Annotated in this window: 16 protein-coding genes and 1 tRNA gene; 9 read left to right on the top strand and 8 right to left on the bottom strand. The window is 72.0% G+C overall.

Going from position 1 to position 12,925, the window contains the following annotated elements; translation table 11 throughout:
• The first annotated feature begins 156 nt into the window (after positions 1-156).
• On the top strand, positions 157-1,473 hold the full coding sequence (locus ABD811_RS06305; RefSeq protein WP_344942170.1) for an SGNH/GDSL hydrolase family protein: 1,317 nt from the start codon (positions 157-159) through the stop codon (positions 1,471-1,473).
• A gap of 525 nt (positions 1,474-1,998) precedes the next feature.
• Here ABD811_RS06305 and ABD811_RS06300 read toward each other — a convergent pair.
• Entirely contained in the window at positions 1,999-2,757 is a 759-nt protein-coding gene (locus ABD811_RS06300) for a methyltransferase domain-containing protein (RefSeq protein ID WP_344942168.1), read from the bottom strand.
• A 239-nt stretch (positions 2,758-2,996) separates the two neighbouring features.
• Between ABD811_RS06300 and ABD811_RS06295 the strand changes: the two genes are divergently transcribed.
• The 3 genes from ABD811_RS06295 (at position 2,997) to ABD811_RS06285 (ending at position 5,106) form a co-directional block, all read left to right on the top strand.
• Positions 2,997-3,230, top strand: a complete 234-nt coding sequence (locus tag ABD811_RS06295) for a hypothetical protein (RefSeq protein ID WP_344942166.1) — start codon at positions 2,997-2,999, stop codon at positions 3,228-3,230.
• Between the two features lie 94 nt (positions 3,231-3,324).
• Positions 3,325-4,110: a helix-turn-helix transcriptional regulator gene (locus ABD811_RS06290; protein ID WP_344942163.1), complete on the top strand. Its 786-nt coding sequence runs from the start codon at positions 3,325-3,327 to the stop codon at positions 4,108-4,110.
• A 51-nt stretch (positions 4,111-4,161) separates the two neighbouring features.
• Positions 4,162-5,106, top strand: coding sequence for a DMT family transporter (locus ABD811_RS06285; protein WP_344942160.1), 945 nt, complete (start codon positions 4,162-4,164; stop codon positions 5,104-5,106).
• Here ABD811_RS06285 and ABD811_RS06280 read toward each other — a convergent pair.
• Positions 5,103-5,969 carry an aldo/keto reductase gene (locus ABD811_RS06280; RefSeq protein WP_344942157.1) on the bottom strand — a complete coding sequence of 289 codons (867 nt, stop codon included), beginning with the start codon at positions 5,967-5,969 and terminating at the stop codon, positions 5,103-5,105. The two genes, ABD811_RS06285 and ABD811_RS06280, sit on opposite strands and share 4 nt — an antisense overlap.
• A gap of 86 nt (positions 5,970-6,055) precedes the next feature.
• Positions 6,056-6,274: a hypothetical protein gene (locus ABD811_RS06275; RefSeq protein WP_344942154.1), complete on the bottom strand. Its 219-nt coding sequence runs from the start codon at positions 6,272-6,274 to the stop codon at positions 6,056-6,058.
• Positions 6,275-6,459: 185 nt separating this feature from the next.
• Between ABD811_RS06275 and ABD811_RS06270 the strand changes: the two genes are divergently transcribed.
• The 3 genes from ABD811_RS06270 to ABD811_RS06260 all read left to right on the top strand — a co-directional run bounded on the left by ABD811_RS06270 (position 6,460) and on the right by ABD811_RS06260 (position 7,474).
• Positions 6,460-6,579 (top strand): DLW-39 family protein, encoded by a 120-nt coding sequence (locus tag ABD811_RS06270; RefSeq protein WP_217998498.1) that lies wholly within the window; start codon positions 6,460-6,462, stop codon positions 6,577-6,579.
• Positions 6,580-6,634: 55 nt separating this feature from the next.
• Positions 6,635-7,369 carry an HAD family hydrolase gene (locus ABD811_RS06265; RefSeq protein ID WP_344942146.1) on the top strand — a complete coding sequence of 245 codons (735 nt, stop codon included), beginning with the start codon at positions 6,635-6,637 and terminating at the stop codon, positions 7,367-7,369.
• Positions 7,370-7,401: 32 nt separating this feature from the next.
• Positions 7,402-7,474 (top strand) — tRNA-Ala (locus ABD811_RS06260).
• A gap of 390 nt (positions 7,475-7,864) precedes the next feature.
• Here the strand turns inward: ABD811_RS06260 and ABD811_RS06255 are convergent.
• The 5 genes from ABD811_RS06255 to ABD811_RS06235 all read right to left on the bottom strand — a co-directional run bounded on the left by ABD811_RS06255 (position 7,865) and on the right by ABD811_RS06235 (position 10,766).
• Complete coding sequence (locus ABD811_RS06255) at positions 7,865-8,176, bottom strand: 4a-hydroxytetrahydrobiopterin dehydratase (RefSeq protein WP_344942143.1); 312 nt, start codon at positions 8,174-8,176, stop codon at positions 7,865-7,867.
• Between the two features lie 64 nt (positions 8,177-8,240).
• Positions 8,241-8,951, bottom strand: a complete 711-nt coding sequence (locus ABD811_RS06250) for a 5-formyltetrahydrofolate cyclo-ligase (protein WP_344942140.1) — start codon at positions 8,949-8,951, stop codon at positions 8,241-8,243.
• 20 nt (positions 8,952-8,971) lie between these two features.
• Positions 8,972-9,106 carry a hypothetical protein gene (locus ABD811_RS06245; protein WP_344942138.1) on the bottom strand — a complete coding sequence of 45 codons (135 nt, stop codon included), beginning with the start codon at positions 9,104-9,106 and terminating at the stop codon, positions 8,972-8,974.
• 172 nt (positions 9,107-9,278) lie between these two features.
• A complete protein-coding gene (gene ribD / locus ABD811_RS06240) occupies positions 9,279-10,130 on the bottom strand; it encodes a bifunctional diaminohydroxyphosphoribosylaminopyrimidine deaminase/5-amino-6-(5-phosphoribosylamino)uracil reductase RibD (RefSeq protein WP_344942135.1) in 852 nt (283 codons plus the stop codon).
• 228 nt (positions 10,131-10,358) lie between these two features.
• Complete coding sequence (locus ABD811_RS06235; protein ID WP_344942132.1) at positions 10,359-10,766, bottom strand: DUF6223 family protein; 408 nt, start codon at positions 10,764-10,766, stop codon at positions 10,359-10,361.
• Between the two features lie 216 nt (positions 10,767-10,982).
• Here ABD811_RS06235 and ABD811_RS06230 point away from each other — a divergent pair, with 216 nt between their 5' ends.
• Positions 10,983-12,098, top strand: coding sequence for a sensor histidine kinase (locus ABD811_RS06230; protein WP_344942130.1), 1,116 nt, complete (start codon positions 10,983-10,985; stop codon positions 12,096-12,098).
• Positions 12,095-12,757 carry a response regulator gene (locus tag ABD811_RS06225; protein ID WP_344942127.1) on the top strand — a complete coding sequence of 221 codons (663 nt, stop codon included), beginning with the start codon at positions 12,095-12,097 and terminating at the stop codon, positions 12,755-12,757. The genes ABD811_RS06230 and ABD811_RS06225 overlap by 4 nt, the downstream gene beginning before the upstream one ends.
• The last annotated feature ends 168 nt before the right edge of the window (positions 12,758-12,925 follow it).

Genomic DNA, 12,925 nt, shown 5'->3' with positions numbered 1-12,925 from the left:
GAAGATGTGTCGGTGGCAGAAGGAACCGCCCGCCTCCGGGGAAGGTTCCGCCGCGCAGCCGCGTCCGGCGTTGACGCCATGGTGGGGGAAACCGCACCCCCGGGCGGGGAGGCAGCCCCGCTGTGCCCCAGCCTTCCGGCCGGAAGGCTCGGACGCATGCGAATCCTGAACTCACCCGCCCGGGGCGTGCAGATAACGCTGGGCAGCGTCGTCGGTCTGGCGCTCGTCGCGGGGATGGTGCACACCTCGCCGTCCCGTCCGGCGGTGGCGGCGGCATGGGCCGGCGTCACCAAGTCCAACGCCACGACCTGGGTGGGGGGCTGGGGCGCGGCCGTGCAGCCCCCGGTGGCGGGCGATGAGGACTCCGGGCAGAACTGGTCGAAGGAGGGCTTCCGGAACCAGACCGTCCGGCAGGTCGTGCGGGTCGGCGTGGGCGGGACGCGGATGCGCGTCCGCCTGTCCAACGTGTTCGGCACCAAGCCGCTGCGGGTGGACGGCGCGACGGTGGGCAGGTCGGCGGGCGGCGCCCTGGTGTGGCCGGACAGCCTGCGGAAGGTGACGTTCGGCGGCGCCCCCGGCACGGTGATCCCGCCCGGGCGGGAGGCGGTCAGCGACGCGGTGCCCCTGCGCACGTCGCCGCTGGAACGGCTGACGGTGAACCTGCGGTTCACCGGCGCCACCGGCCCGGCCACCTTCCACCGCTTCGCCCTCGACTCCACCTACCGGGCGGACGGCGACCACCTGTCGGACGTCGGCGCGGAGGCGTTCGGCGCGTCCACGGGCTCCTGGTACTTCCTGAGCGGCATCGATGTGGACGGCGGCAGGGCCGGGCGGCGGACGGTGGTCGTCCTCGGCGACTCGCTCGTGGACGGGGTGGGCACGACCTCGGGCGCCGACCGCCGCCTCCCCGACGGCCTGGCCGAGCGGCTGGCCGCGGCGCGCCGCCCGTTCGGCGTCGTCAACGCGGGGGTCGGCACCGGCAAGCTGCTGCGCGACTCGGCGTGCGGCGGGCAGAGCGGCGTCGGCCGCTTCCGTCGCGACGTGCTCGGCCGTCCCGGCGTCCGCGCGGTGATCGTGCATCTGGGCGCCAACGACATCGGGGCTCCGCAGGTGGACGACCCGTGCGTCCGGCCGAATCCGAAGGTGAGCGCGGAGGAACTGATCGACGGCCATCGCCGGTTGATCCGGGAGGCGCACGCCCACGGGATCAAGGCGATCGGCGCGACGATCCTGCCGATGAAGGGCGCGCTGTTCCCGATCTGGAGCCAGGAGGCGGAGAAGGTTCGCCGGCAGGTCAACGAGTGGATGCGCACCAGCGGCGAGTACGACGCGGTGCTGGACGTGGACCGCGTCATGGCCGACCCGGCGGACCCGCAACGGCCGCTTCCCGGCTACGTGTTCATGGACGGCCTGCACCCCAACGACGCGGGCGCCCTCGCCATCGCCGCCGCCGTGAACCTGGACGACCTCTGAGAAACAACACCCCCGCGCGCTGACGGTGTGTCGCGTGGAACCGGGGTGCGTCCTGCCGGGATCGTGTCCTCCACACCCGCCCGTGCCTGGGGACTGTCCTGGGGACAGACGGTGGGTGACGTCATCCACCTGTCCGGCGGCACTGTGGAGACGATTTATCCACAGATTGTGAATGGACGGGTGCGGTGCGTGATCATCTCGTCTGTGTCGCCTGGTCAGCGCGTTATCCACCAAGTGGATAAGCGGTCCGGAGGTTGGGGGTGGAGGTGGGGATGAGCGGTGGACCATCACCCCGCCGCTCACCCCCAGGTTGTGCACCATGGTTATCCACAGGCTGTGGACGCCTGGGGAATGTCCACAGGTGATCGTTTGGCTGGGACGATTGTGCAAAACTCGCTCCACGGGCTGCGGAAAGCCCTGTCCGCTGGGGATTTCCGTGTGGAGGCAAGGCGTCCAGGTGCGCGTGCACACCGGTCGGAGCGTGTGCACGAAGTTATCCACAGCCTGTTGATATTCACAGGTGTGCTAGGTGGTGGCGGGCGGGCGGGTCGCGGCGGCCACGAACATCGGCACGGCCAGGAGGAAACGGTCAGAGCGGACGCGGTCGCGCTGCTCGGCCAGCCAGCCGTCCGCCTCCGCGCGCGTCACCGCGCCGGACGCGCAGGCCGCCTCGGCCGCGGCCGCCAGCGCCCCCAGCATCGGCTCGGCCGTCCGGCCGGTGAAGACGCCCGTGTGCACCTCGACCGCCACGTCCACGAACCCGGCGTCCAGCAGCAGGGAGCGGTGCGCGCGGGCCACACGCGGGGAGGGGATCTGGTCGGCGCGGGCGTGCACGATGCGCCTGGTGAGCTCGGGGGCGGACGAGTCGAGCACGAACGTGTCCCAGTCCTGGGCGACCAGGACGACGCGTCCGCCGGGGGCGAGCACCCGCCGCGCCTCTGCCAGGGCGCGCGCCGGGTCGGCCAGCTCGTGGAGCACCTTGTCCGCGCGGTACCCGGCGAGCGCGCCGTCGCCGAACGGCAGTTCGCCGGCGCCGCCGATCCGGAAGTCGGCGCCGGGCCAGCGGCGCCGGGCCAGCTCGATCATCTGCTCGCTGACGTCGACGCCGACCGCGTGCACGCCCCGGTCGGCCAGTTCGGCCACGGCCCGGCCCGCGCCGCATCCCACGTCGGCCACCAGGCCGCCGGGGTCGCCGAGGAGCTCGTAGGAACGGATGCGCAGCCGGACCGCGGCCGGGTCGGCGTCGAACGCGTCGAGCCGCGCGATGAGTGCGTCGATGGACATGCCGGGCATGCTGCGACTTCATGTGCACATGAAGTCAACTCCGCTCCCGGCGCCCTGGCGCGCGGCGCGCGGCGGTGTGGCGGTTCGCGGCCGGGCCGCATCCGGACACGTAAAATCTCCGCGAGTGCCGCACGGGCCCACAGGCCCTGCGGGGACGCCGATCCGGGCCCTCTCGGAGTCGTCCCACGCGGCCTCCAACCTGCGAACATACGTTCGAACGGTGCTAGGCTCGCGGAACCATGGGGCAGCTTCTCAACGAGCCGATCCGCGCCGAGCACGACGCCTCCGGACGGCTCACCGCGTACGAATGGCGGGGGGCCCGCTACGCCGTGGCCGCGGTCCTGAAGACCTACGCGGCGCCCCCGCACGGCACGGTCTACCGGGTGCGAGTCAACAGCGCCGAAGGTGTTGCGGTCGCGGAGCTGGGCCGTGACGCCGACCGCTGGCGGCTCCGGCATGTCTTCCCCGCCTGACACGACACATCGCCCGCTCCCGGGCCCACCGGCGGCGCGGGACAAGGCCGTCTGGACGCGCGTCAACGGCATCCGGGGCGCGTCCCTGGACCTGTTGACCGCCCGCATAGGACGGCGTCACTACGCGCCGCACACCCACGCCGAGTACGCGATCGGCGTCTGCACGGACGGCCTGGAGGTCATCCAGTACCGGGGCGGCCGTCTCTACGCGGGCCCAGGGGCGCTGGTCGTCCTGGAGCCCGGCGAGACCCACACCGGCGGTCCCGCAGGCACCGAGGGCTTCGCCTACCGTGTGCTGTACCCGGCGGCCGATCTGGTGTCGGAGGACGCCCGCCGCCCCGGCACCCTGCCACGCTTCCCCACTCCGGTCATCCAGGACGCGCAACTCGCCCGAGAGCTTGGGCTCGCCCACCGCGCCCTGACCCGCCCCAGGGCGTTGGACGTGCTGGAGGCCGAATCGCGGTTGCTGTGGGTGCTGGGCACGCTCGTCCACAGGCACGCCGTCTTCGCCCCCGACCGTGGCACACCCTCAGCCGGACGCGACATCGCCCAAACGGTCGCCCAACGCCTGGCCGACGAGCTGACGAACCCTCCCACGCTCGCGGAACTGGCCGCCGAGATGGGCATGTCGCGCTACCGCCTCCTACGCGCGTTCCGCGACGCCACGGGAATGCCGCCGTACGCGTGGCTCGCCCAGTACCGGGTCTCCCGCGCCCGTGCGCTGCTGGACGCGGGGCACCGTCCCGCACAGGCGGCCGCCCACGTGGGCTTCGCCGACCAAGCCCACCTGACGCGCTGGTTCCGCCGCGTAATGGGCGTCACGCCCGGCGCGTACCGCAACAGCGTTCAAGACGGAATCGTCCGCATCGCCCCAAGCTGACCTCTGCGCGCGCCGGGCCGTCCGGCGGCCGGGAACGTAGCGGAGGGTGCGGTGAGTCGCCGCGGCTGGGTGCTGTTCGCGCTGATGAGCGTTCTGTGGGGCGTCCCCTACCTGATGATCAAGGTGGCCGTGGACGGGGTGTCGGTGCCCGTGCTGGTGTTCGCGCGCACCGCGCTCGGCGCCCTGGTGCTGCTGCCGCTCGCCGTCCGGGCCGGCGGCTTCGACCGGGTGCGCCGCCACTGGCGGCCGGTGCTCGCATTCGCCGCGATGGAGATCATCGGACCCTGGGCGCTGCTGTCGGACGCCGAACGCCACCTGTCCAGCTCCATGACCGGCCTGCTGATCGCCGCCGTGCCCATCGTGGGGGCCGTCCTTGCCCGCGCGACCGGCGACACCGAACGCCTCGGCCCGCTGCGCTGGGCCGGGCTGCTGCTGGGGCTCGGCGGCGTCGCCGTCCTCGCCGCGCCGCACCTGGGCGGCGGCGACGCCGCCGTGTGGCCGGTGATCGAGGTGCTGCTCGTCGTCGTCGGCTACGCCATCGCCCCGATGATCGTGGCGCGGCGGCTGGGCGACGTGCCGAGCCTGCCGCTGACCGCGTCCTGCCTCACCCTGGCCGCGCTGGTCTACACGCCCCCGGCACTGGCGACCTGGCCCGCCGACCTGCCCGACGGCCGCGTCCTGGCGGCCCTCGCCGGGCTCGGCGTGGTGTGCACGGCCCTGGCCTTCCTGGTGTTCTTCGAGCTGATCCGGGAGGCCGGCACGTCCCGCGCCATGGTGTTCACCTACGTCAACCCGGCCGTGGCGGTCACCGCGGGCGTGCTCGTCCTCGACGAGCCGCTCACCCTGACGATCGCCGCCGCGTTCGCGCTGATCCTGTGCGGCTCGCTCATGGCCACCGCCCGCCGCGCCCAGGACGCGCCGCCTCCGGCGCCCCCGGCGTCCGCCGAACTCCCCGCCCGGCCCGTCGCCGAGGACACCGGCCCCGCGCGCGCCTAGGCCAGCTCGGTGAGCTCGGAGACCTCCTCGCCGGTCAGCGAGATCGTCGCCGCCGCCACGTTGTCCTCAAGGTGGGCGACCTTGGACGTGCCCGGGATCGGCAGCATCACCGGGGACCGGTGCAGCAGCCACGCCAGCGCGAGCTGCGCCGGGCTGGCGTCGTGCCGGGCCGACGCCTCGGCCAGCACCCCGCCCGGCTTGGCCAGCTCCCCGGTCGCCAGCGGGAACCACGGGATGAACCCGATCTTCTCGCTCTCGCAGTACTCCAGGACGTCCTGGGACTTGCGCTCGGTCAGGTTGTAGAGGTTCTGGACCGACGCCACCTCGACGTGCTCGCGCGCGGCCCGGATCTCCTCCACCGTCACCTCGGACAGCCCGATGTGGCGGATCTTGCCCTCGTCCCGCAGTTCGCGCAGCACGCCCAGCTGCTCCTCCAGCGGCACCTTCGGGTCGATGCGGTGCAGCTGGTACAGGTCGATGCGCTCCAGCCGCAGCCGGCGCAGGCTCATCTCCACGCACTGCCGCAGGTACTCCGGACGCCCCACCGGCAGCCAGCGGTGCGGACCCGGCCGGGTCAGGCCGCCCTTGGTCGCGATCACCAGGCCCTCCGGGTACGGGTACAGCGCCTCGGCGATCAGATCCTCGCTGACGAAGGGGCCGTAGGAGTCGGCGGTGTCGATGAGGTCGACCCCCAGCTCGACGGCACGGCGCAGCACCCGGACGGCCTCGTCGCGGTCGGCGGGCTCGCCCCACACGCCCGGCCCGGTGATCTGCATGGCGCCGTAGCCGAGCCGGTGCACGGTCAGGTCGCCGCCGATCGTGAACGTGCCGCTGGCGGTCGCGGGACGTGCGGTGTCACTCATGCATCCCCCAAATGTCCGTTCGGTGGTCGTGTCTTCATTTGACCACCGGTGAGATCACTTCGCGGCTCCGCGGCGGAGATCGCCGGTCACCAGCCCGTCCGCCACAGCAGCAGGATCAGCCCGGACACCACCAGCCCCGCCGCGCCCAGCGGCGTCTGACCGATCGCGATCATCGCCGTGCAGCCCAGCATCGTCATGATCGCCACCAGCAGCATGCCGCGCTGGCCGCCGCGGTCCTCGGCCGCGTCCGCCCGGTCGCGTCGCAGCTCCTGCTCCCAGAGACCGAAGTCGTCCTCAGCGCGCATCCGCCCCCCTCCCCCCGGGGTCGCGCGGTCCGGCCTGGACGGACCGGACACCTTGTCCGATACCGGTGTTGGGGTGCGGACCGACCGGCATCGGTTGCTAGGCTGCGGAGAGCCTGGGGGAGACTCTTTTCGCATCCGTTCCTTCCCCAGGGGCTGGCTTCATAGTCGAGGTAAGGGGTCCCACCGTGAAGAAGCTGCTTGTTCTCGCTGTCGTCGCTCTCGGTGGCTTCGTCGTGTGGCGTCGGCTGCAGCAGGACCGTGCCGAGCTGGACCTGTGGACCGAGGCGACGTCCTCCGACAACTGATCCACCGACGCGGCTTTCGCGGCGGACGGGAGACCGACTTCGAGGAGGGCCCGGCGTGACCGGAGCGGGGCGGATCACCGTCGCCTGCCTCGATCTCGCCGGGACCACCGTCGCCGACGGGGACGCCGTGGAGACCGCCTTCGCCGAGGCGATCGCAGCGCTGGGCATCGCGCCCGGCACGGCGGCGCACGAACGCGCGATGGCGCGGGTGCGCGACTGGCGTGGACGACCCAAGATCGAGATCTTCCGGGCGCTGTTCCCGGAGGACGAGGCCCGCGCGCGGGCCGCGCACCTGTCGTTCGAACGCGCCTACGACCTGATCGTCGACCGGCGGGGCGTGGTCCCCGTGCCCGGCGCCGACACCGCCATCGAACGGCTGGCCGGCGCCGGGGTCCACGTGTGCCTGATCACCGGGTTCAGCCAGCGCACCCTCGGCCGGATCCTGGACGCCCTGGGCTGGTGGGACCGCGTCAAGCTGGCGCTGTGCCCCGACGAGGACCACCGCGGCCGTCCCTGGCCCGACCTCATCCTGTCCGCCGCGCTCCACCTGAACGTCGACGACGTCCGGCACATCGCCGTCTGCGGCGACACCGAGAACGACGTCCTGTCCGGCCGCCGCGCGGGCGCCTCGATCGTCGCGGGCGTCCTCACCGGCGCCCACGACCGCGACCGCCTCCTGCGCGCCGGCGCCACCCACGTGCTGCCCAGCATCGCCGACTTCCCCGACCTGGTCCTCACCACGTCCGGCGGCACACGCGACGATGACACGCTGAGCGCCGCACCCGGGTAAGCTGTCGCCTGCCGCGCCCGCGGCGCCCACCAGGGGGCATAGCTCAGTTGGCAGAGCACTGGCTTTGCAAGCCAGGTGTCCGGGGTTCGAATCCCCGTGCCTCCACCCAGAAGGAACAATCCCCCACCTGGGCTTTCGTCCTCCAGACCCGCTTCCCGCGCTTCCGTGCCCGTTGCGTGCCCGCTCGCTTCCCGCTGCGGCCGTTCAGTGCCGGGTGCCACTCACGCCGCCGCACCGGCTGCGCCCACGCCGCCCGGAGCTTGCGGCGGGCGCCGGTCTCAGGGCCGGCGGGGCGAACGGGCCGCGCAGGCCGCACCACCGCCCGCCCACGCACCGCGCGCAGCGCTGATCGGTCGCGGCCCATGGGGCTGACTCTGAGCGGCCACCGGACGGTCGGCTGGTGCTCGACCGGCGTTGATCAGGAACGTGTGAAGGGGCCGCTCATGGACGGTGTGGCGACCGGAAGCTCCCTGCCACCTGCACGGCACGCACGGTTCAGACCGGTTCGGCTCCGTGCCCTGCCGCTATCGCGTCGATGTGGCGGGCCAGCTCGAAATCTCTCTCCGTGAGGTGATGCCCGGCGTCATGGGTGGTGATCTCAAACCGGATTCGCTGCCACGTGATGTGGATGTCCGGGTGGTGGCTGATCTCCCGGGCCTTCGCAGCCACGTACATCGCCAGATGGATCGTCTCGTGGTACGAATGCTTGAACGTCCGGGTGATCGCGTCGCCCTCCCGCTCCCAGCCGGGCAGGTCGGCCAAGCGCTCGACGATCTCCTCGTCGGTCAGCGGTTCAGGTACCGGCACGGTCTCCTCCGTGGGACGGGATCAGGTGACGGCGACGCTATCGACTTCCATGGCTCCGCTCGCGTCACCGCGCGGCACGCGCGGCCAGGAGCGGAATGGAGGCGATCTTCTCCGGGGTCAGGTGCTCCCAGATCAACCCTTTGGGTCTGCGCGGCGGACCGCAGCGGATCACCTCGTCAGGAGTGACGATCAGGTCCACGCGGAAGTCGTGTTCGCTTTCCGGTAGCCGTTCGTCGACGACCTGCAGCCCGTGCACGGTCGTCACGATGATTGTCTGGTCGCTGATGAGCCCCGCCTCCTGGAGCAGCGCGACCTCGATGTCGGAGTAGCCGGCGCCCTTGCCGAGCCGTACACCTTGACGGTTGACCGCGACGCTGCCGCAGACCACGAGGTCGACTGGCTGCAACTGGTCGACGCCGACCTTCTGGGCGATGCGAGCCGCCACGTCCCTGGAGGCGGCTTGCGCTGGCGGCACGCTGAGCTTGCGGGGATCCAGGAGGTAGAACGGCAGTTCGTCGGCGAGCTTCGGCACGGCCATGTAGAGGAGTCGCCCGGCTTCCAAGGCGAGGGCGCGAACGGGCTCCTGGGCCTTGTCGGGCACTGCCTTGATCACGCGGGCATCGGCCCACACAGGCAGTGCCGCGAGGCGTTCAGCGGCGGCCGCGGCCCCGTGGAAGTTCGGGATGCGTCCATGGACGCCCAGCTGTGGCACGGCCTCCTCGCGCTCCAGGAGGTCCCAGATTCGTGTGCGGACGGCGTTCTTGGCTTGATCCATGTCCGTGGTCATCGCTGCCCTCAGGAGTTCGTCATCAAGGCCATCATGCGGTCGTGAACATCCCGCACCAGCGGCTCGTTCCGCCAGGGACGCAGTTCGCGACCGGCTTTGAACACTACGTTCAGGCCGCCGCCCCCACGGGTCTGCTCCACCACGTCGATCGCCTCCTGGAGGGCACCCGTTGCGGCGTCCAGTCGACGTAGCCGTATATAAGCGAGACTGAGGTTGCCAAGGACAATTGCCCTCGATTTCCTCCACGTCCGCAGACGTGCGCGGGTTTCCTCAAGGAAACACTGCGCTGTCGTGGTTGGGCCGGGCGTGCCGCGTTTACCGGGTCTTCCGTGCCTCCACCAGCGCGCCGGACGTCACGCGGGTTGTCGAGACCAGCGCGAAGCCTTCCGGCAGCGGACATGCCTTGCCGGGGGACGACGGGGCCTGATCCGCTGTGTGTGCAACGAGCCGGTCCACGAGCCCGGCGGCCAACCACGCCCCGGCCACCACGTCGTCGGCGTCCAGCAGGACGCTGCGCACCCCCTGCCCGTACAGGCTTTCCACGACGGCGTGGGGCCCGGTGGCCATGTCGACGTCGCGCAACTGGAAGACGTCCGGTGCGTGCGCGCCGGGCCGGCCTTCCTCGACACGGCCGTGCCCGCGCAGCACGGCGTCCACGCCGACCCGCAGCGCCGCCAGCTCTGGGGAGCCCGCGGCGAGACGGCCCCAAGTGACGTGCGGGCGCCGGGTGTGCAGCGCGTGGAGCCATGGGCCGAGGACGATGCGGGCCTCGTCGGCCAGTACACCGACCTCCACGTCGACACCTTCGGCCCGCAGTTTGGCCACACCGCCGTCCTCACGGGACGTCGGGTCGATCAACGCGACGACGACCCGCGCGATGCCGGCGTCGAGCAGCGCCTGGTGGCATGGGGGTGTGCGGCCGTGGTGGCAGCACGGCTCCAGAGTGACCACGGCGGTTCCGCCCTGGCCGCGCGGCCCGGCGGCGGCCAGCGCATTGGCCTCGGCGTGTGGCCGGCCTTTGCGTAGGTGGTAGCCCTCTCCGACGACATTGCCGTTCAGGTCCAGGATGACGCAGCCGACGGGTGGATTGGGGCTGGTGCTGCCCAGACCCAACGCTGACAGCGCGATCGCCCGCCGCATCGCGGCGACTTCACCATCGACGGCCATCACACGGCCCGTGTATCCGCGACGTCGGCCAGGAGCGCGGCGACCGGGGCCAGGTGCCCATACGGCGCCAGGTCCGTGGCAACTGAGGTGACCATGGACAGGATTCTCATCGACCCGCTGGCTCGGGCGACGGTGAGGGCCTGCGCTGCGTTCTCCGCGGTGCATGATCGGCTTCGCGGGCCAGGTGTCCGGGGTCGAATCCCATACCTTCGCCCAAAGCGCGGGCCGTCAGTTGGTTTGGCGGGAGCGGGTCAGGGACAGGGCGCTGAGGGCCGTGCCGATCAGGCCCAGTGTCAGGGCGACGATGCCACCGCCGAGGCCGTTGCCGGTGCCGAGACCGCCGTCGGCGGTGGCGACGACCACTCCGCCGAGGGCCATGCCGATGAGTCCCGCTGCCAAGGCCATGTTGGCCCTGCTTCGTCCGCGACCGGTGGGACGGGCCAGGACCAGTCCGCCGATGACCACGCTGACCAGCCCCAACAGCGCGGCCACGATGGCCCCGAGTCGTCCGGGGCTCAGGTCGTAGGCGCTGGCGGCGGCCGGTTCGGCCGAGACGTGCGCGGCTGCAGGTGTGGCGATCACGATCCCCGCGAGCAGGGCGGCCGCGGCGGCGGCGAGCAGGTGACGGACGGACATGGGGCGCTCCTTCTCCTCTGTGACTGGACGTCGCCTGATCATGACCGCCGGACCTGCCGCCGGTCGTCCGGCGGAGGTGGGCAATTCGCGCTGCCGCCGACGTCGCATCCGGCTACCGCGGACGGCGCAGGGGCCGGAAGGTACCGCGTGCGCGGTAGCCGACTGATCATCCGAGCGCAGGAGCCGCCCGCGTGAACACCCGGCTAGGGTGCGCGCATGGGCAGGGGACGGATCGATGCCAGGGACTGGGCGATCGCCGCCGGGGTGGCGACGCTCCTGCTGGTCACCGGGCTGTCCGGGCAGCACCCCGCCACGGACCTCGACCTGCTCGGCTACGTGCCGCTGACGGTCGGCGGCCTGGCGCTGGCCGCGCGCCGCCGCGCTCCGGTGCCCGTCCTGGTCGTCACCGGGCTGTGCGCGCTGGGCTACCAGGCGGCCGGTTTCGACGTGCCCGCCGTCGCGTACCTGTTCGCCGTGTACGCGGCCGTACGGGCGGGACACCGCACCATCACGGTGGCGGCGAGTGTGGCCATGCTGGCCGCTCTCCCCCTCGCGGCCCTGGCCTCGGGCCTGCACGACACGGGCGAGGCGTTCGCACGGTCCCGGGGCGCCCTGGAGATAGCCTGGCTGATCGCCGCGGGCGCCGCGGGGGAGGCGGTGCGGCAGGCCGAGCGGCGGGCGGACGAAGCCGAGCGGACTCGGGAGGAGACCGCGCGGCGCCGCGCCAACGAGGAGCGGTTGCGCATCGCGCGGGAGCTGCACGATTCGCTCACCCACCAGATCTCCATCATCAAGGTGCAGGCCGAGGTCGCCGTCCATGTGGCCCGCAGGCGTGGCGAACAGGTGCCGGAGGCCCTCCTGGCGATCCAGGAGGCCGGTCGTGAGGCCACCCGGGAGCTGCGCGCGACCCTGGAGGCGCTGCGCGACGACGACACGGCCCCGCCGCGTGGGCTCGACCACGTCCCGGAACTGGTGCAACGAGCCCGTACCATCGGCCTGGACACGACGCTGACGATCGAGGGCGACCGGCACGACGTGCCGGCGGCGGTGGACCGGACCGTCTACCGGATCGTTCAGGAGTCGCTGACCAACATCGCCCGGCACGCGGACGCCGCCACGGCGTCGGTTCGGATCGACTGCCGTCCGGACGTCCTCGCGATACGCATCGATGACGACGGCAAGGCCGCGCCGGGCGCCGCCCCGACGCCCGGTGTGGGGCTGCTGGGCATGCGCGAACGGGTCACCGCCCTCGGCGGCCGGCTGCGCGCCGAACCGCGGAGCGAGGGCGGCTTCACCGTCCAGGCCGAACTCCCCGTGGACCAGACGTCATGATCCGTGTCCTGCTGGTCGACGACCAGCCGCTCATCCGCAGCGGATTCCGCGCGCTCCTCGACCTCGAAGACGACATCGAGGTGGTGGCCGAGGCCGCCAACGGGCAGGAGGCCCTGGCGCTGGCCAGGGAACACCTGCCCGACATCGCGCTCATCGACATCCAGATGCCGGTCGTCGACGGCATCGAGGCGACCCGGCGCATCGCCGCGGACCCGACCCTGGCCGGGGTGCACGTCGTCATCCTGACCAACTACGGCCTGGACGAGTACGTCTTCAACGCGCTGCGCGCCGGCGCGGCGGGATTCCTCGTCAAGGACATCCAGCCGGAGGACTTCCTGCACGCCGTGCGCGTCGCCGCGCGCGGCGACGCCCTGCTCGCCCCCTCGATCACCCGCAAGCTGATCAACAGGTACGTCACCCAGCCGCTCGGCACCGGCACCGGCACGGGGCTGGAAGAGCTGACCAACCGCGAACGCGAGGCCGTCGCCCTGGTCGCGCGGGGCCTGTCCAACGACCAGATCGCCGACCGCATGGTGATCAGCCCGATGACCGCGAAGACCCACATCAACCGTGCCATGGCCAAACTGCATGTCCGTGACCGCGCTCAGCTCGTGGTCCTCGCCTACGAATCCGGCCTGGTGGTGCCGCGCAACACCTGACATCCACCGGCGATCCGCCGAGTGGTACGGGTGGCCAGGCGAGGCGGAGTCTGCGGGAGGCTCCGGTCGTCTCGGCTTTGATTGTCGAACCTTGCACTATCTCGGACTTCTTGGGTAGGACCTGCGATATGGAACAACTAGGCCAAACGGCGCGTCCACGGCGAAGGG

The organism is Actinomadura miaoliensis (genome assembly GCF_039536785.1).
GTDB classification, from domain to species: Bacteria; Actinomycetota; Actinomycetes; order Streptosporangiales; family Streptosporangiaceae; genus Spirillospora; species Spirillospora miaoliensis.
The sequence above is the reverse complement of the archived record's forward strand: the minus strand, read 5'-3'. Positions and strand labels throughout refer to the sequence as shown.